The sequence below is a fragment of the Comamonas sp. UBA7840 genome (assembly GCF_002501455.1).
GTDB lineage: Bacteria > Pseudomonadota > Gammaproteobacteria > Burkholderiales > Burkholderiaceae_C > Comamonas > Comamonas jiangduensis.
On the sequence record NZ_DLTI01000028.1, the window covers coordinates 129,364 to 147,316 of the forward strand.

At 60.1% G+C, this 17,953-nt stretch carries 17 protein-coding genes; 11 read left to right on the plus strand and 6 right to left on the minus strand.

Annotated features, from left to right (window positions below; all coding sequences use genetic code 11):
- Positions 1 to 60: 60 nt before the first annotated feature.
- Positions 61 to 684, minus strand: a complete 624-nt coding sequence (locus B3R00_RS12235; protein WP_286999251.1) for a hypothetical protein — start codon at positions 682 to 684, stop codon at positions 61 to 63.
- Positions 685 to 955: 271 nt separating this feature from the next.
- On the opposite strand from B3R00_RS12235, the gene B3R00_RS12240 reads away from it, so the two are divergent.
- The 6 genes from B3R00_RS12240 to B3R00_RS12265 all read left to right on the plus strand — a co-directional run bounded on the left by B3R00_RS12240 (position 956) and on the right by B3R00_RS12265 (position 6,700).
- A complete protein-coding gene (locus B3R00_RS12240) occupies positions 956 to 1,780 on the plus strand; it encodes a thymidylate synthase (RefSeq protein WP_286999252.1) in 825 nt (274 codons plus the stop codon).
- A gap of 185 nt (positions 1,781 to 1,965) precedes the next feature.
- A complete protein-coding gene (locus B3R00_RS12245) occupies positions 1,966 to 2,460 on the plus strand; it encodes a dihydrofolate reductase (RefSeq protein WP_286999253.1) in 495 nt (164 codons plus the stop codon).
- A 133-nt stretch (positions 2,461 to 2,593) separates the two neighbouring features.
- Positions 2,594 to 3,664 (plus strand): metallophosphoesterase, encoded by a 1,071-nt coding sequence (locus tag B3R00_RS12250; RefSeq protein ID WP_286999254.1) that lies wholly within the window; start codon positions 2,594 to 2,596, stop codon positions 3,662 to 3,664.
- A gap of 332 nt (positions 3,665 to 3,996) precedes the next feature.
- On the plus strand, positions 3,997 to 4,773 hold the full coding sequence (xth, locus tag B3R00_RS12255; RefSeq protein WP_286999255.1) for an exodeoxyribonuclease III: 777 nt from the start codon (positions 3,997 to 3,999) through the stop codon (positions 4,771 to 4,773).
- A gap of 81 nt (positions 4,774 to 4,854) precedes the next feature.
- A complete protein-coding gene (locus B3R00_RS12260; protein ID WP_286999256.1) occupies positions 4,855 to 6,126 on the plus strand; it encodes an MFS transporter in 1,272 nt (423 codons plus the stop codon).
- Positions 6,127 to 6,289: 163 nt separating this feature from the next.
- Complete coding sequence (locus B3R00_RS12265) at positions 6,290 to 6,700, plus strand: hypothetical protein (protein ID WP_286999257.1); 411 nt, start codon at positions 6,290 to 6,292, stop codon at positions 6,698 to 6,700.
- Positions 6,701 to 6,827: 127 nt separating this feature from the next.
- Here B3R00_RS12265 and B3R00_RS12270 read toward each other — a convergent pair whose 3' ends face one another.
- Complete coding sequence (locus B3R00_RS12270; protein WP_286999258.1) at positions 6,828 to 7,826, minus strand: diaminopimelate dehydrogenase; 999 nt, start codon at positions 7,824 to 7,826, stop codon at positions 6,828 to 6,830.
- Between the two features lie 87 nt (positions 7,827 to 7,913).
- Complete coding sequence (gene rarD / locus B3R00_RS12275; RefSeq protein ID WP_286999259.1) at positions 7,914 to 8,816, minus strand: EamA family transporter RarD; 903 nt, start codon at positions 8,814 to 8,816, stop codon at positions 7,914 to 7,916.
- A gap of 318 nt (positions 8,817 to 9,134) precedes the next feature.
- Here rarD and B3R00_RS12280 point away from each other — a divergent pair, with 318 nt between their 5' ends.
- Positions 9,135 to 9,950 (plus strand): pseudouridine synthase, encoded by an 816-nt coding sequence (locus B3R00_RS12280; RefSeq protein ID WP_286999260.1) that lies wholly within the window; start codon positions 9,135 to 9,137, stop codon positions 9,948 to 9,950.
- A 108-nt stretch (positions 9,951 to 10,058) separates the two neighbouring features.
- Here B3R00_RS12280 and B3R00_RS12285 read toward each other — a convergent pair whose 3' ends face one another.
- Positions 10,059 to 11,060, minus strand: a complete 1,002-nt coding sequence (locus tag B3R00_RS12285) for a DHH family phosphoesterase (RefSeq protein WP_286999261.1) — start codon at positions 11,058 to 11,060, stop codon at positions 10,059 to 10,061.
- Positions 11,061 to 11,202: 142 nt separating this feature from the next.
- Between B3R00_RS12285 and B3R00_RS12290 the strand changes: the two genes are divergently transcribed.
- The 3 genes from B3R00_RS12290 to B3R00_RS12300 all read left to right on the plus strand — a co-directional run bounded on the left by B3R00_RS12290 (position 11,203) and on the right by B3R00_RS12300 (position 14,226).
- Positions 11,203 to 11,730 carry an MgtC/SapB family protein gene (locus B3R00_RS12290; protein WP_286999262.1) on the plus strand — a complete coding sequence of 176 codons (528 nt, stop codon included), beginning with the start codon at positions 11,203 to 11,205 and terminating at the stop codon, positions 11,728 to 11,730.
- A gap of 230 nt (positions 11,731 to 11,960) precedes the next feature.
- On the plus strand, positions 11,961 to 13,151 hold the full coding sequence (locus tag B3R00_RS12295) for a M20 aminoacylase family protein (RefSeq protein WP_286999263.1): 1,191 nt from the start codon (positions 11,961 to 11,963) through the stop codon (positions 13,149 to 13,151).
- 61 nt (positions 13,152 to 13,212) lie between these two features.
- The gene (locus B3R00_RS12300) at positions 13,213 to 14,226 is read left to right on the plus strand and encodes a Bug family tripartite tricarboxylate transporter substrate binding protein (protein ID WP_286999264.1); all 1,014 of its coding nucleotides are present in this window, start codon (positions 13,213 to 13,215) and stop codon (positions 14,224 to 14,226) included.
- Between the two features lie 64 nt (positions 14,227 to 14,290).
- Here the strand turns inward: B3R00_RS12300 and B3R00_RS12305 are convergent, their stop codons facing one another.
- On the minus strand, positions 14,291 to 16,579 hold the full coding sequence (locus B3R00_RS12305) for a putative bifunctional diguanylate cyclase/phosphodiesterase (protein WP_286999265.1): 2,289 nt from the start codon (positions 16,577 to 16,579) through the stop codon (positions 14,291 to 14,293).
- A gap of 93 nt (positions 16,580 to 16,672) precedes the next feature.
- Positions 16,673 to 17,620: a ribosome biogenesis GTPase YlqF gene (gene ylqF / locus B3R00_RS12310; protein WP_257469062.1), complete on the minus strand. Its 948-nt coding sequence runs from the start codon at positions 17,618 to 17,620 to the stop codon at positions 16,673 to 16,675.
- Positions 17,621 to 17,709: 89 nt separating this feature from the next.
- On the opposite strand from ylqF, the gene B3R00_RS12315 reads away from it, so the two are divergent.
- Entirely contained in the window at positions 17,710 to 17,940 is a 231-nt protein-coding gene (locus B3R00_RS12315) for a hypothetical protein (protein WP_286999266.1), read from the plus strand.
- Positions 17,941 to 17,953 lie beyond the last annotated feature (13 nt).

Sequence of the window (17,953 nt, forward strand, 5' to 3'; positions counted from 1 at the left end):
TCCCAGCAAAAACGCCACGCTCTAACGTGGCGTTTTTTATGGTGCAGAACTGGGAACTGCTTAACCCTTGGCTGCGCTCTTTTGGTTCTCGAGCATGACCTGCACTTCGGCCGGCCAGGGCACATCGACGTGGCTGGGGTCCCGGTACTCCGTGACCTTGCCCTCGTGCAGCATCCAGACGCGTACCGCATTTTTGGCGGCATCCACCACCACGGCCGCCGCCTCGGTCCCGCCTTCGTGCGGGCGATTGCCGGTGATGAACCAGCGCCCGCCCTCTTCGCTCAAGGGACTCACGGTGCGCAGATTGGCTAGCAACGTGGAATAGTCTTTGCCCAGCATCTGCTTGAGGCGTTCGGCCAGCACGCCTTGTTCAAGAAAACTCACATTGCTGTCGCTGGGGTAGGTGCCCACGTATTGCTTGAGCTCGCCCAGCGGCGAAGCATCGGCACTGGGCTGGGCATGGCTGGGCAGAGCCTGCGCGTTTTGCGCGCTTTCAGCCACCAACGCGGCATCGGCGCCCAAACCATGCACGGCATCGGTGGCGGCATCGGCAGGTTTGGCGCTGGGTGTTGCACGGGACTCGGCCTTGGGCAGGGGCGGTGCGGCGGGCTCGCAAGCGGCCAGCACACCGGCCACAGTGATCAAACAGATGGTGTGCCAAGGGCTGAGCATTGCTTTTTTCATTGCTTTTCTCCACATGGTGATACTGTAAAAACCATAGCTACCTACGCTCATCAAATAAGCGTGAACCGTGGTTTTATACGATATTGATGCATATATTGTGAAAACAATGCCGCAGGATGTATGTCCGCCAACACCGCGTATCCCCCCTTATCTCCTGGCAAGGCAAGCGTCTTCGCACCGCGTAGCAAGCGCCTTCGCTCCCCCGCGTGGCACAATGACCGCCTCGACCGCCCTTGGGCGGTTTTGCTTTTGATTTGTAGACTTGCCCACCATGACACCTCCCACCACAGAACGCCCCGTCCGCTCGCAATACGAAGACTTTATGCGCCATGTGTACGAGCATGGTGTGAGCAAGGGTGACCGCACCGGCACCGGCACCCGCAGCGTGTTTGGCCACCAGATGCGCTTTGACCTGTCCGAAGGTTTTCCGCTGGTGACCACCAAGAAGGTGCACCTCAAATCCATCATCCATGAGTTGCTGTGGTTCCTGCGCGGCGACAGCAACGTCAAGTGGCTGCAAGAGCGCGGCTGCACCATCTGGGACGAATGGGCGCGCGCGGACGGCAGCCTCGGCCCCGTATACGGCGTGCAATGGCGCAGCTGGCCCAAAGCCGACGGCAGCCACATCGACCAGATTGCCGAAGTGGTCAAACAACTCAAGACCAACCCGGACAGCCGACGCATCATCGTCAGCGCCTGGAATGTGGCCGATCTGGACCAGATGGCGCTGATGCCCTGCCACGCTTTCTTTCAGTTCTATGTGGCCAACGGCAAACTCAGCTGCCAGCTGTACCAGCGCAGCGCCGACATATTCCTGGGCGTGCCGTTCAACATTGCCAGCTACGCGCTGCTGACGCACATGCTGGCGCAGCAGTGTGATCTGGAAGTGGGCGACTTCATCTGGACGGGCGGCGATTGCCACATCTACAACAACCACTTCGAACAGGTGGAAACGCAACTGAGCCGCCAGCCATTTGCCTACCCCACGCTCCACATCAAGCGCAAGCCTGACTCCATCTTCGGCTACGAATTTGAAGACTTCGAAGTACTGGGCTACGAGCACCACCCCGCCATCAAAGCCCCAGTGGCTGTGTAAGCCGCCACAAAAATAAGAGCTGTCAGTGCTTGATATTCATAGACTTCAGATACAAAACCATCCAAAGTCTATAAATAATCAGCGCAAGCAGCTCTCTTTTTTTAAACGCAAGGGATAACGCCAGCATATAGCGCAGGAGGCATACTTTCTGGGACAATCGCCCGTTTGAAAGATTCAACGTTCGAATGTCTATTGCCCTCATTTATGCGCGTTCAGACAACCATGTCATTGGCCTGAATAACACGATCCCTTGGCACCTGCCAGAAGATCTTGCGCGTTTCAAACAACTGACCAGTGGCTGCGCTGTTGTCATGGGGCGAAAAACTTGGGACTCTTTGCCCGAAAAATACCGCCCGCTTCCAGGACGCACCAACATCGTCGTTACTCGCCAAACAGATTGGAATGCTGAGGGCACTGTACGTGCATGTACTCTTAACGAAGCCCTCGAAATTGGCCAACGTCTTGGTGAGCCCGTGTGGGTCATGGGTGGCGCGCAAATTTACGCACAAGCACTTCCTGTAGCAGACTTCATAGAAATGACTGTTCTGCATAAGGAGATTAATGGTGATGCATACGCTCCAGAGCTTGATGATGCTGAATGGCTAGAAACTCGACGTGAAGCACGTGTTTCTCCTCAAGGGGAATCATTTAGCTTTATCCGCTACGAACGCAAACGCTAACAACGCACTCTTCCTGCGTCATACACGTTACATGCTCAGGGTGAAGACGGGTTGACGACATTGCTGCATTGCAACAATATGGAACGCCCGTGCATTTCTTACGGGCGTTTTTTCGTTGAAAGCCACTGCCGCCATGAGCCTTATCCAGCCCCTGCCCCCCGGCCCGCTTGACATCGTGGGCGACATCCACGGTGAGCTGTCTGCCTTGCAGGACTTGGTGCGCCATCTGGGCTATGACGAAGATGGCCGCCACCCGCAGTCACGCACACTGGTGTTTGTGGGCGACTTTGTCGATCGTGGGCCCGACAGCCCCGGCGTTGTGAGCTTGGTGCAGCGCTTGGTCGAGAGCGGCCACGCCAGCGCGATTGCAGGCAACCACGAGATCAACTTGCTGCGCCACGACCCCAAAGACGGCGCTGGCTGGTTCTTTGAAGAGCGCGTGGCCAGCGACACGGCCAAATACAGCCAATTTGTTCGCGCCACCAACACCTTGCAGCGCGCGCGCATTGAAGCCTTCCTCAACAGCCTGCCGCTGGGGCTGGAGCGCGAAGACCTGCGCGTCATTCACGCAGCCTGGCATGCGCCAGATATCGCCAAGGCACGGGCCATGCCCCTGGGCAGCGCCCGCGCGGAATATGACCGCTGGGAGCAGCAAGCCGCCCAGGTCGCCGCGCAGCTGCGCATTGCCGACCGCATGGCCGAAGAAAAAACCATCTGGCCGCACAGCCTGGAAGATGGCGAACGCTGCCCGCCGTTTTTGCAGGCGCACTGCGACAACGAGCTCAACAAAGCCCTGATCAACCCGTTGAAAGTACTGACCTGCGGCTTGGAGCGTCAAACCCCCGAGCCATTTTTTGCGGGCAACAAATGGCGCTTTGTGGAGCGCGTGGCTTGGTGGAACAACTACAGCGAGGCCACCCCCGTGGTGGTGGGGCATTACTGGCGCTCGACCTTGCCCGCACAAACCACCCACGAAGGGCTGTTTCGCAGCGTCAGCCCTTACGCCTGGCATGGCCAGCATGGCAATGTGTTTTGCGTGGACTACTCGGTGGGCGCGCGCGCTCAGGCACGCACCTTCAGTCGCCCGCATGCGCACATGAAACTGGCAGCCCTGCGCTGGCCCGAGCGCACCCTGGTGTTTGATGACGGCAGCACCCACGCCACCACCGGTTTTCAGCAAGAGCGCACGCCTGCTGTGGCCTGAGATTGCGCCGCCCGTAGGCCGAAAAAAAGCCACCTCACGGCAATGAGGTGGCTGTCAATTAACAAGCGTATCGGGCAAACCCCACCCGATGTGCGAAATATACACAAATTTCAGTAATTACCGAAATTTGAAAAACTAAATTTGTAAGCACACGTATGGGGAAGTGACCCACAAGCACGCCCGTAAATGCGAATGATTTCATGGTCATTCGCCCCGGGGGGGCTGCATGCACTTTTACAATGGACTTCCATCGCGGCCCACCCTGTGCGCTGCAGAACCCTTCCCACCAGCCGCACACCATGCCGCTGGTCGCACGATAAAAAATCATCACCATGCAAATTGCCACCTGGAACATCAACTCCCTGAACGTGCGTCTGCCGCAGTTGCTGGACTGGCTGCAAGCCAACCCGGTCGATGCAATTGGGCTGCAAGAGCTCAAGCTCACGGATGACAAATTCCCCTTCATGGAGTTGCAAGCTGCTGGCTACCAAGCCGTGTGCCATGGCCAAAAAACCTACAACGGCGTCGCCATCCTGAGCCGCCACCCCATGCGTGATGTGGTGCGCAACATCCCCGGCTTGGACGATGAGCAAGCCCGTGTGATTGCGGCCACGCTGGACACACCGCAAGGTGAAGTGCGCCTGATCAACTGCTACTTTGTGAATGGCCAAGCCCCTGATTCGGACAAATTTGTCTACAAACTGCGCTGGCTGTCTGCTTTGGAAGCCTTTGTGAAGGCGGAAATCGCCCAGCACCCGCAACTGGTGCTGGTGGGTGACTTCAACGTGGCGCCCGAAGACCGCGACTCGTATGACCCCGAAGGCCTGCGCGGCACCATCCACCACACCCCGCAAGAGCGGGCACACTTCCAGGCGCTGCTGGATATGGGCCTGACCGATGCCTTCCGCATGTTTGATCAGCCAGAGAAAAGCTTCTCCTGGTGGGACTACCGCATGCTCGGCTTCCAGAAAAACCGAGGCCTGCGCATTGACCATATCTTGGTCAGCCCCGCGCTCAAGGCCCGCACCACGGCCTGCGTGGTCGACCGCGCACCGCGCAAAAACAAGCAACCCAGCGACCACGCCCCCGTGGTCGTCACCCTGGGCTAAGTCCATCCACAAGCCGCTGCACCAGCGGCTTTTTTGTGCGCTGCCGCTGGCAGCAGCACGCCGTGCTTCATTGGTTTTACCGTGCCCCGTTTTACGCCCTTTCACAACGCAGCCTTGCGCCAACCCGGTTTTCTGCCCTTTTTGACAGCCCGCATGCTGGGAGTGTTTGCCCAGCAAATGCAGGCCGTGGTGGTGGCATGGCAGGTGTATGGCATTACCCGCGATCCCATCTCTTTGGCCTATGTCGGTTTGGCGCAGTTTCTGCCCATGCTCTTGCTGCTGATTCCTGCGGGCGATCTGGCCGACCGTATCAGCCGCAAACGCATGCTGGCAGCCAGCTGGAGCGTGGCCGCCCTGTGCGCAGCCCTGCTGCTGTGGCTGAGCACTTTGGGCGAGCATGGCGTGGGCGGCATCTACGCTGTGCTGGTGATGTTTGGCTGCAGCCGCGCGTTCACCGGGCCCGCCATGCAAAGCCTGCTGCCGCAGATCGTGCCGCGCGAACATCTGGCCCAGGCTTTGGCCACCAACAGCATGCTCATGCGCAGCGCCGCCATTGCCGCCCCCGTACTGGGTGGCGTGCTGTTTGGGCTGGGCGGCGGTGAACTGACCTATGCCGTGTGCGCCATCGCATTGGCCCTGGCCGTGCTGCTGCTGTGGCGCGTGCCCGTGAAGTACGCGGCCCCGCGCCAAGTGCTGGAAGGCACGATGTGGCAGCGTGCAGCAGACGGTTTCCACTTCATCCGCAGCCGCCCGATTGTGCTGGGCACCATCTCGCTGGACTTGTTTGCCGTGCTGCTCGGGGGCGTGGTCGCCTTGCTGCCCGTCTACGCCAAGGAGGTGCTGCACACCGGCCCCGAAGGTCTGGGCCTGCTGCGCTCGGCCATGGCGGGCGGTGAAGTGCTCATGGGCCTGTGGCTCAGTGCACGCCCCATTCAGCGCCGCGTGGGCAAGGTGATGTTCGCTGCAGTCGCCGTGTTTGGCTTGGCCAACTTGGTGTTTGCGCTGTCGCACTGGTTCTGGCTGTCCATGGCCATGCTGGCGCTGGCAGGTGCGGCCGATATGGTGAGCGTGTACATCCGCTCGGCCCTGGTGCAATTTTCAACGCCCGACACCATGCGCGGGCGCGTGAATGCGGTGAACATGCTGTTCATCAGCTCCAGCAATGAACTGGGCGAGTTTCGAGCGGGGTCCATGGCTGCCGCTTTGGGCGCTGTGCCCGCCGCCATAGTCGGCTGCCTGTGCACCTTGGGCGTAGTGGGTACCTGGATGCGGGTGTTCAAGCCCTTGCGTGATGTGGACCGGCTGGAAGATGCCAGTGCCGCCAGCGCACCGCCCTCTACCACCCACCCTTAAGACAACGTGGAAATTCACACTGCTTCGCGGCACTGCACGTATGCAGTCTGTTGCGCGCCGCATTTTTAGCCCACCCTTTTGCCTGTTCACCACCGTGATTCGTTTAACGCTTCTCCTCCCACTCGCTGTGGGCCTTGCCGCCTGTAGCGACTTTCAAGCACGCATGAGCGGCTACCCCACGCAGGACACCGCGTTGAATGTGGAGACCGCTTCCTCCAACGAGATTGCGGACGCCTTGAGCCAGCTGTCACGCATTGCCGTGCTGGGCGATGACTGGGAGTTTTTTGACCCTCAAGACCCATGCACCGTCCATGTCATCGACAAAAGCGCAGGGCAAAACATTGCGTTGCAGCTGATCGGTGCTGAGTTTGATTTAAAGCGCGACGCGCACACCAAAAACTACTACGCCACCATGAAACATGGCACCACCACCGTACTAGGGCCCGATCAAGCACCGCTGCGCCTGTTTGAGACCGACACCTACCACGATGTGTTTTTTGCCGAAGGCTATCTGCAGGCCTTGGTCAACAAATGCCAGCAAAGCCTCGCACGCGCCGCTCACCCCTACCATTGAAGCGCCTTTCTTCAATCAATTTTCATAGCTACTTGCGCTTATATAAAGCGTTAAACCATGTTTTCATCAACAAAAAAGCCCGCTGTGTATACAGCGGGCTTTTTGCTGGTGCCAGTGCAGCGCCTGCTTACAGCGCTTCTTTGCGCAGTTGCTCCGCGCTCTTGGCAGACAGCCAGCCGGGGGCCACGTCAAACACCGTCTTGGCACCGGTCATGCCCCATTGCTGCATGCGGTGCACGGCACGGGCATAAGCCACCAGCACGCTGGAGGTGAACTCGGGGTTGCTGTCCAGTTGCAGACGGTATTCCACCACCTGCTTGTTGTCGGCCGAGGTATTGCCGCTGCGAATCACAAAACCGCCGTGGGGCATGGCGCTGTGCTTGGCCTTGAGTTCTTCGGCCGTGATGAAGTTGACCGTGGTGTCGTACTCATCAAAGTAGTTGGGCATGGTCACAATCGCCTGGCGCACGGCTTGCGCGTCGGCACCTTCGGCCAGCACCACATAGCAATCACGCTGGTGCTTTTGGCGCGTGGTCAGCGTGGGGCGGGAGCCGCTGCGCACCGCATCTACTGCGGCTTCCACGGGGATGGTGTACTGCACGCCACCGGCCACACCGGGTACGCGGCGGATGGCGTCGGAGTGGCCCTGGCTCAAGCCCTTGCCCCAGAAGGTGTAGGTGACGCCATCGGGCAGCAGGGCTTCGCCCATGATGCGGTTGATGGAGAACATGCCGGGGTCCCAGCCGGCAGAGATCAGCGCCGTGGTCTTGCCACCTTGGGCCGCAGCATCGACGGCCGCAAAGTGCTCAGGGATGCGGGCGTGGGTGTCAAAGCTGTCCACAATGCAGAACTTAGCGGCCAGCGCAGGCGACTGCACGGGCAGATCGTCTTTGGAGCCACCGCACAGCACCAGCACGTCCACGCGGTCGGCATGGCCTTCGAGGTCGGCCATCGAAAACACGGGAGTGCCTGCAAACAACGGTTTGAGCTGCGCAGGGTCGCGGCGGGTGTAAATGCCTGCCACCACCATATCGGGGTTCTTGGCCACAGCGTTTTCTACGCCGCGGCCCAAATTGCCGTAACCCACCACGCCAATGCGGATGGGGTTTGCTGCCTGGGTATCCATGGACCAACCTCCTTTCAAATCAACTGTGAAGGCACCAGGCTTGTGCGCTGCACGCCTGGTACCGCATCTCTCATGTTTTGCCGCGCCCTAAGCCGCACGGGCCACGGCGGGGCGGCGCATTTGCCACGCCCCATCCAGTGCCAGCAAGGCCACACCTGCGCCAATCAGCACATACATGGGCTCTTGCCCGGGCTGAATGCGCTCGCCCATCAGCAACGCGGCCAGCACCAGCAGCATGGGCTCCACATACGACAGCAGCCCAAACAAGCCCAGCGGCAGCAGGCGGCTGGCCGCCATGTACAGCGCCAGCGCCACCGCGCTGATCACGCCCAGCAGCGGCACCATCCAGTGCAACATGGCCGTGGCTTGCACGGACTGCCAGCCCGTAGCGCCAGCGGAGGCATCTGCAAACGCAAACCATGCGCACACGGGCAGCATCAGCACCACATCCAGCCAGTGCCCCGCCAGGCTGTTGGTCTTGAGCACCCGGCGCAGCACAAAGTACGCGGGGTAGCCAATCACCACCACCCAGGTGGACCAGGCCAGACCACCGGCATGCCAAATCTCCCAAGCCATGCCGCACGCCGCCAAGGCCGTGGCGGCGGTTTGCAGGCCACTCAGGCGCTCTTGAAACACCAGCCGCCCGGCAACCACCATGGCCAGCGGCAACAAAAAGTAGCCCAGCGACACCGGCAGCGCATGCCCATGCAGCGGCGCCCACATAAACAGCCACAGTTGCACACCTGCCAGGGTGGAGGTCAGCAGCAGCATCACCGCAAACGGCCAATGCTGGGCCACCCGCTGCCACAGCGCCCACACCGCCGCACCCTGGCCGCTGTAGAGCAGCCATGCCGTGGTGAACGGAATGGTCATCAGCATGCGCCAGCCAAAAATTTGCTCGCCCGTCAGCGGTTGCAGCAGCGGGGCCAGGTAGTAAATGCCACCAAAAATGCATGAAGCCACTACCGAAGCCACGACGCCCTGAAACATTCCGCCCACTTTCTTGCTCTGTATGCCTGCGCTGCGTGCGCTGCGCCAAAACGATGCAAACCATGCACCAAACCAGTGATTTTCAATCAATTTCGGTGCGCAGCGCGCACATATTTGGCGAGAGCCACCCACACCACCGCGCACACCATCGATGTGCGCCTAGCACAACGCACAAAACCGCAGGCGGTGCGCACGTACAGCAAGTCAATCCCACAACGCAGCCAAGGGGCCGCAGCAGGGCTTACGCCCGCACGCCCATCCCGCCGCCGCTACACTTGCCCGCTTTGCGCCGTCTGTGTGCGCCTTCACTGCCTTGCCATGACCGAAACCCCTGATCGCCCCTGCTACACCCACCCGCTGGAAATTCTTTGGCAGGACGAAGACATGGTCGTGGTCTACAAGCCTGCAGGCTGGCTGGTGCACCGCACCGCCATTGCGCGCCATGAAACCCGCTTTGTGCTGCAAACCCTGCGCGACCAGATTGGCCAGCATGTGTGGCCGGTGCACCGCCTGGACCAAGGCACCTGCGGCGTGCTGGTGTTTGCGCTGAGCAAAGAGGCCTGCCAAAAGCTGGCCGCCTGCTTTGCCGACCACAGCGCCCACAAGCACTACCTGGCCTTGGCGCGCGGCTGGCTGCCCGATACCGTGGAGGTGGACTACGCCTTGCAGCCCGACGATGCCCCCGAAGATGCGCCCGCCCAGCCTGCCCAAACCCTGCTACGCTGCCTGGCGCACCTGGAGTGGCCCGAGGCTTATGACCCGCGCCACGCCAGCACGCGCGTTTCGCTGGTAGAAGCCTTCCCCAAAACCGGCCGCCGCCACCAGATTCGCCGCCACTTGAAGCACGAATCCCACCCCATCATTGGGGATGCCACGCACGGCAAAGGCCCACTCAACCGCTGGTGGGCCGAGCGCATTGGCCTGCACCGCCTGTGGCTGCATGCGCACGCGCTGGAAATCCCGCACCCGCGCACCGGGCAAGTTCTGCGCTTTTGTGCCGACTGGCGCCAACTGGCCCATGTGCCTGAAGTGCAGCAATGGCAGCAACTGCTGGCTGTACCCGGCTGGCAAGCGACCGAACGCGGCTTGCCCGAGAGCTGCGGCACCCTGCTGCCCACCCCAGCAAGCACCTAAAAAGAGAGCTGCTAGCGCACAAAGAAAAAGGACTTCAGATAGATGACTATCTGAAGTCCTTTTGGCATCAGCGCCAGCAGCTATCAATACTGCAGGCCAAACCGTGCATCACGCCTTCTTGGGCTTGATCCACTTGCCCTCTTCGTCAAACTCCAACAGCGGGGCAGGCACCAAGTCATAGCTGGCGTTGGGGTCGGCCTTGAGCTCGCCCGTGAGCAAATCCAGCAAACGGGCATTGTCCATCTTGAAGCCGCAAGCCTGCGCGTGACCACCGCCGCCAAAGCTTTCGGCCAGCGGAATGCAGTTGAAATCCGAGCGCGAACGCAGGCCCACCTTCACACCCTTGGTGCCGGCGTGCCACATCAGCGCAAAGCTGCCGCTTTGGCGCGAGAGGATATCGCCCACCTGACTATGGAACACGCCGGGGCTGTTGACCATCAAACCTTGCATGCCGTTGAACGTGAGCACCTGCGCACCGCTGGCAATGTCTTGGCACAGGCTCTGGAACTTCTCATCCATCGCACCGCCGCGCGCCATGAAGGTGGCTTCTTGCTCGGGCGTGAAAGCGGCAATTTCGGCCCAGCGCTCAAAGGTGCGCACTTCCATGTCCAGCGCAGCCAGGAAGGGCGCGCTCTCGGCAAACTCCCACTTCCAGATGTCGCGGTCTTCGATGTACTTGATCAGCCCGGGCACGGGCTTTTCGGGGTGGAAAAATTCCCAGCCCAAACGCGCACCAGACTTGTTCATGTCAAAGTGCACCACGCCGCACTGGCACTGGTAGCCCGTCAGCTTCTCGGCCGCACTCTTGTGGTGGTCCAGCACCACCAGCTTGCTGACCTTGGATTCAATCTCGGCCATCAGCACGGGCTCAAACGCAAAGTCCACCACATACACCGCACGGCCTTCCAGGTCTTCACCCAGATCCGCTGCGTTTTGGATTTCACCGTGGTCCAGACCGCGGTATTCGGCCTTGTCACCGTAGAACAGCCACGCCGCCATGGCAGCGCCAAAACCATCGGGACAGCGACGACCGTGGTAGAGGATGAGGGGACGCACGTCTTGCAAAGACGGTTGTACAAACAATTGCAGGGGCAAAATGGTGTTTTTCATGTGGCCTACATTGTCGCCGCATGCGCGCAGCTGTGCATTTCATGGCTCCGAGATGACAAGCATTGGGCCGAGATTCCGCACACGGCCTTTTGCGACTTGCCTGCACCATGGGGGAATTACATCTCAACCAAGGAGTCAGGCCATGCAAGACTGGTGGCAGCAAGTGGCCCACACCGCAGTGGCCGAGTTTTCTGATGTTCCCGATCCCGCACAGGCCACGCGCATCGTGATGCGCCTGTGTCTGGCAGCCCTGCTGGGCGGCCTGTTGGGCTGGGAGCGCGAAGCGATCGGCAAAGCCGCCGGGGTGCGCACCCACATGCTGGTGTGCATGGGATCGGCCATGTTTGTCATGATTGCGCTGCAAACCGGCGCGCAGGCCAATGAGGCCAGCCGGGTCATGCAAGGCGTGATTGCCGGGGTGGGCTTTCTCGGGGCCGGCACCATCCTGAAAGAAAATACCAGCGCCCAAGGTTTGCCACAAGTCAAGGGACTCACCACCGCCGCAGGCATCTGGTTGACGGCCGCCATTGGTGTGGCGGCGGGCATGGGCGAGGAAGCTACCGCCGTCCTCAGTGCCTTGCTGGCCTATGGCATCTTGCGCTTGGTACCCGCACTGGTCAGCCGCACCGAAGTAAAACAGGCATCACCGCATCAACCCACGCGCGATTGATGCAAGTTTGGAATGATTCAATTTCGCCACCGCATGCCCATTGAAAATCCCATCATCGCAACTACTTATTCACAATCAACAACTTAGAAGAAAAAATCAGCACACACCCAAAGACCTTGCCACACTTGATTACATTCCACCAGGGCAGACAACCCGTCTGGCAAGACCCATAATGGTTTCTCCTACGTATCAGTGACTGGTGCACGAAGCTGTGCCAGCCACCCCAACTGATGAATACCGCCAACGACATCACCCCTTATTTGGGGACATTGCTCAACTTCCGTCACGATCTGCACGCGAACCCTGAGTTGCGCTACGAAGAGAACCGTACGGCCGACAAGATTGCGGCCTACCTCCAGGCACTGGGCCTGCCCCTGCACCGCGGTCTGGGCAAAACCGGCGTGGTTGCCACCATCTACGGCAAAGGCCGCTCCAAAGACAATCCCGGGCGCTCCATCGGTATCCGTGCCGACATGGACGCCCTGCCTGTGCAAGAAACCACAGGTGCCGCGCATGCCAGCTGCGTACCCGGAAAAATGCACGCCTGCGGCCACGACGGCCACACCACCATGCTGCTGGGCGCGGCCACCTTGCTGGCAAAGAACCCCAATTTTGACGGCACCGTACACCTGATTTTCCAACCCGCCGAAGAAGGCGGCGCAGGTGCCAAGGCCATGATGGACGACGGCCTGTTCCAACTTTTCCCGTGCGATGCTGTATTTGCCCTGCACAACTGGCCCTCGCTGCCCCAAGGCCAGATGGCTGTACGCGTTGGCCCCATCATGGCGTCCACCCTGCGGTTTGAGATCCGCGTGCGCGGCAAGGGCGGCCATGCGGCCATGCCCCACAAAACGCTGGACCCCATCCCTGTCGCCTGCGCCATCGTCAGCCAGTTGCAGACCTTGGTCTCGCGCGGCGTAGACCCGCTGGACAGCGCGGTGCTCACTATCGGCAAGATCGAAGGCGGCACCGTGGAAAACATCATCCCTGATGAATGTGCCATCTACGGCACCGTGCGTACGCTGAGCAAGTCCACACAGGAATACATGGTGGATGGCTTGAAGCGCATTGCCAGCCACGTGGCGGCTGCGCACCTGTGTGAAGCCACCTACATCCACAAGCCTGGCTATCCCAACACCACCAACACCGCCGATGAAGCACGCTTCATGGGCGAAGTGATGGCAGAGATGGTGGGCGCGGACAATGCCTTCCCCGACATTGCCCCTGCCATGACTGCAGAGGACTTTGGCTTCATGCTGGAAGAAGTTCCCGGCGCCTATGGCTGGATTGGCAACGGCCCCAATGGCCAGCCCGGCGTGGGTCTGCACAACCCCGGCTATGATTTCAACGACGACAATATCGAGCTGGGTTCGCACTTTTGGGACACCCTGGCTCGCCGCTGGTTCGAACAAAAGCGCTAAGCAAGCGTCCACTTGCCCAAACCGCGCCAAGGCGCGGTTTTTTTATGGCTGGAGAATTTGCATGAACATCACACACCGCAACCCCATTCAGCGCCGCCACCTGCTGCTGGCAGGCGCCAGCCTTGTCGCTGCTGGCCTGCCATCACTGGCCAGTGCGGCCAAGGGGAATGCCGCTGCATCCACTTGGCCCAGCAAACCCATTCGCCTGATTGTTCCCTACCCCGCCGGCGGCATCAATGATGTGGTGGCACGCATGTTTGGCGACCAGATGGGCCAGACGCTGGGCAAGCCCTTTGTGGTGGACAACAAGCCGGGCGCCGGCGCCACCATTGGCATGGCAGAGCTTGCCAAGGCTGATGACCAGCACACCTTTGCGTTTGGTGCCATCAGCCCGCTCACGCTCAACCCGTATCTGATGAAGGTGGCTTACGACCCGATGCACGACATCATCCCGGTTGCCAGCGTGATGTATGCCCCCGTCTATGTGCTGGCAACCACTGCCTTCCGTGGCCGCAGCTTTGCCGATGTGCTGGCGCAAGCCCAGACGCGCCAAGGTGTCAGCGTGGCCACTTCAGGCTACGGCACGCTGGCGCACATCATGGTGGAGCAGCTCATCCGCGCAACTGGCGGCAAGTTTGTGCACGTACCCTACAAAGGCGGCAGCCAATTGGTGACCGACGCCGCTGGCGCGCAGTTCGATTTGCTGCTGGCCAACCCTTTTGCGCCCATCAATGCACTGATTGAGCAAGGCAAGCTGCGCGTACTCGCAACCACAGGCCCTCAGCGGGTGCCTGCGTTCAAAGACACGCCCACGCTGGGCGAGCTGGGTTTTGACAAAGCCAACCAGACCTCGCTCTTTGGCTTCTACGCACCTCGCAATAGCGAACCCGCAGTGATTGAGCGCTTTCATGCCGAGGTCAACCGGATAGTGCTCAGCCCCGAGATGCGCCAGCGCCTGCGCAACCTGGACAACGTTCCCCGGGCCTCCAAGCAAGAGGACTTTGCCACTGCGGTGCGCAAAGACTATGCGCTCAACGGCGTGTTGATTGAGCAGGCCCATATCCGCGTGGAATAAGCCAGCCACCACGCCTGCGCTCCCTTCGCTGCGCCCCATGCGCAGCACCGCCGCCTTACCACCTTCAACTGGTCATGCCCAACTGCGGATTGAGCAACCAATCTTGGGCCAGTACCGGGCGACTGAACAAGTAGCCCTGGCACAAGATGCTGGGCTCCCACGCTTGCAGCAGTTCTGCCTGGGCGGCTTGCTCCACCCCCTCTGCCACCACGCGCAGATCTTTGGAGCTGGCCACCATCAGCAGCGCCTGCACCAGCACACTGTGCTCGGACATGGGGGCCAAATCATGAATGAACGCCTGATCGAGTTTGATTTCCTGAATCGGCAAACGCATCAGATACGCCAAGGATGAATAGCCTGTACCAAAGTCGTCCAAGGCAAACTGCACGCCCAATGCGCGCAAAGCCACCATTTTTCGAATGGTGCCCTCCACGTCGTTGAGCAACAGGCTCTCGGTCACTTCCAGCGTCAGCTGCTGCGCGGGAGCACCGGTGCGCTGCAGCACATCGCGCACCTTGTCCACAAACTGCGGCTGGCGAAACTGCACCGTGCTGACGTTGACCGACAGCCCACAGCCTTGGGCTTGCACGCGCGGATCATTGAGCAGCAAACACACCTGCTCCATCATCCAGTCGCCCAGCGGCACAATCAGGCCACAGCTTTCCGCCACCGGAATGAAATCGCCCGGCGTAATCAACCCTTTGACCGGGTGCTTCCAGCGCACCAAGGCCTCCGCGCCTGCCACACGGCCATTCATATCCACCTGAGACTGCAAAAACACCTGCAACTGCCCTTCGTCCAGCGCGACGAGCAACTCTTTTTCCACCTGCATACGCCGCTGGATGGACTCATCAAGCAGTTCTGAATAGGAATGCACCTGCCCACCGCCTTGATGCAAAGCCTGGCTCAACGCCACGCTGGCGCGGCGCAGCACATGGTCTGCACTGTCGGTCCTCAGCCCCTCCTCCACAAAAGGGAACACGGTAAAGCCCACGCTGCAACTGAGTTTGACCGTCTCTGGCCCTTCAGCCAGGCTGGTAATTTGGGTCATACGCAAACCCTCTTGCAACTCCTGCGCCACCGAATAGGTGTGCATGCGCGCCCCATAGCGGGATTGCCCCACCGCAGGCACGATGACCGCAAATTGGCTGATGCGAATGCGCGCCAGTTTGGCAACACTGGGGGCCACGGCGCGCAGCCGCTGCACAAACGACTGCACCAAAGCGTCCATCCAGCCACGGCCACGCGTAATTTCAAAGTTCTGGTAACGATCAATTTCCACCAGCAGCAAGGCGTGCCAGTCGTGGTGTTCCCCATAACGTTGCGGCCCCTGCCCACTTTGCAGTGCAACCAGCATCTCATCGAGCAGCTCTTGCACGGCATGCCGGTTGAGCAACTGGGTTACGCTGTCGTGCTTTTGCAAATGCAAGATGCGGTTTTCCGCTTCTAGGCGCTGCGAAATATCGTGGCGGTTCTCCACCAGATAGCTCACCAGACCTTGCGCATTCAGCACAGGGGCAATCCGAACATCATCGACCACGATGTCGCCATTTTTCAGCCGGTTACGCACCGTATCTTGCCAAACCTGGCCGGTTTCTACGGTTTGGCGCATCTCCTGGTACTGCTCCTGCGTCAGCCCCGTCAAAGAAACTTGCCGTGAGGGCAGCCCCATGACCTCGCTGCGCAGGTACCCCGTACGCTCCTCATAGGCAGGGTTGGCGTAAATCACATGGCCCTGCAAATCCACCACCAAAATGCTGTCGGGAGACTGCTCCACCGCCTGGTACAGCACATGGAGTTGCTGCTTGTGCTGCTCCAGCGTGCTCAAAGATTCGCGCAAGTCTTCCAGGTGCCTGCGGTAGCCCTGCAGCATCAGCCCAGTGATGCCCAGCAAGAAAAAAAGCACGTAGCTGACGGACAGCATCTGTGCCCAGTCGATATAGCCCCAGTAAATCAATCCGATACCCAGCAAGATCACCGCAACTGCGGCGATGCTGGCCTCAACCATGCCCAAAGTCCAGGCGGCGAATACCACCAGCACCGTCAACACCAGCAAGCTGGTCGAGGGCTGAAACGCAAAGTCCCAGGCAAAAAAACTGGTCAGCGCCACAGCCCCCACGACCAGCCAACGGGCTGCCCAGCGCCAATGACCGCGCCAAATCAGAACCAGTGCAATCCCAGCAATCAAGGTGGCCAAAGGGCCGCCCCACCAGCGGTTGCTCCCCTGCACCGCAAAAATGGTGGTCAACCAGCCCATGCCGCCATACCAGATGCTGATGAGTACAGCCCCAATACGTGCATACGCCAGCGCAGGTGAAGAACGGGTGTTGTGAGGTTGCGCGAAGGTGAACATCGAAGCGAAGGCTATGGGCAACAACTGGGAGCCAAAGATTGCTCACAGCCTGCTACACCCACGCTCCGCGCGGCGTAGGTAGAAATGCTGTTTTCAGCGCGGCTTGCGCCCTTTTTTACGGGCTTGGGCCTGCGCATCCTTTTTGGCCTGGCGTTCGGCATCGGCCACCGCAGCCACTGCAGCCCACTGCTCAAATTCTTCAGGCGTCTCTAAGGTGATGCGTCCCAGCATATGGGTGCGGTAGTCGGTAATCACAATCTCCGCCGCTTTTTGCAGGTTCACACGCCCGCCACTCATCACGCAGCCGCGCTTGCGGCCAATCGCCTCAAGCAACTCATCGTCATGCAAGGCCTGAATTTGCGCCACGCCCAGCCCCAGCTTGAAGCGGTCTTCCAAGTTTTGGGGATAGTGCTTTTGCAAGATCAGCAGCAACTCCAGCGCCACCAGCTCTTCGTCGTAGGCATTGCGCCCCACAGAGCCCGAAGCCGCCAGGTTAAAGCCGCTTTGCGCTATCGAGATGCGGGGCCAGAGCATGCCCGGCGTGTCCCACAGGTAAAAGTCGGCATCCAGCACAATCCGCTGCTCATCCTTGGTCACACCGGCTTCGTCGGCCGCCTTGGCCTGTTTTTTACCGCTCATGGTGTTGATCAAGGTGGATTTACCCACATTGGGCACCCCGCAAATCAGCACCCGCATGGGTTTGGCCATGCCCCCACGGTTGGGCGCCAACTGGCGGCATGTCTCCACCAGACGGCGGGCCGGGGCCACTTCTTCGGCATCCATGGCAATCGCGCGGGTGTCGGGCTGGGCGTTGTACCAGTCCAGCCATTGCTGGGTTTTGACGGGATCGGCCACGTCCTGCTTGTTCAGCAGCTTCATGCGCGGCTTGTGGCCCGTGAGCTCTTGCAGCAAGGGGTTGAAGCTGGAGCCGGGAATGCGCGCATCCAGCACCTCAATGACCACGTCAATGTCTTTCACACGCTCTTCAATGAGCTTGCGCGTGGAATTCATGTGACCGGGGAACCATTGGATCATCTGCATGGCGAAGGGCTTTCTGACGTTCTTGTTATCGGGGAGCGAAGGGCAGCAAGGATAATCGCAAGCTGTTATCTCGTCCCCAACGCCCGATCATGTCCTCCCAACGCCCCAAACCATCTGCCCACCCTTTGAACAACGACATGCTGGTGCGCGGCGTGATTTTGGTGCTGATTGGTTTGATTTTGATCATCGCACCGCACTTCATGTCCGCCACGCCCACCCGCGAGCTGTTTGAGCACGCCCGCATTCCTGCATGGTTCTCGCTGGTGCTGGGTGCTGCCTTTGTCGGCCAGTACGCTCTGCGCCGCCGCAAACAAAAATAAAAGAACCAAAAAC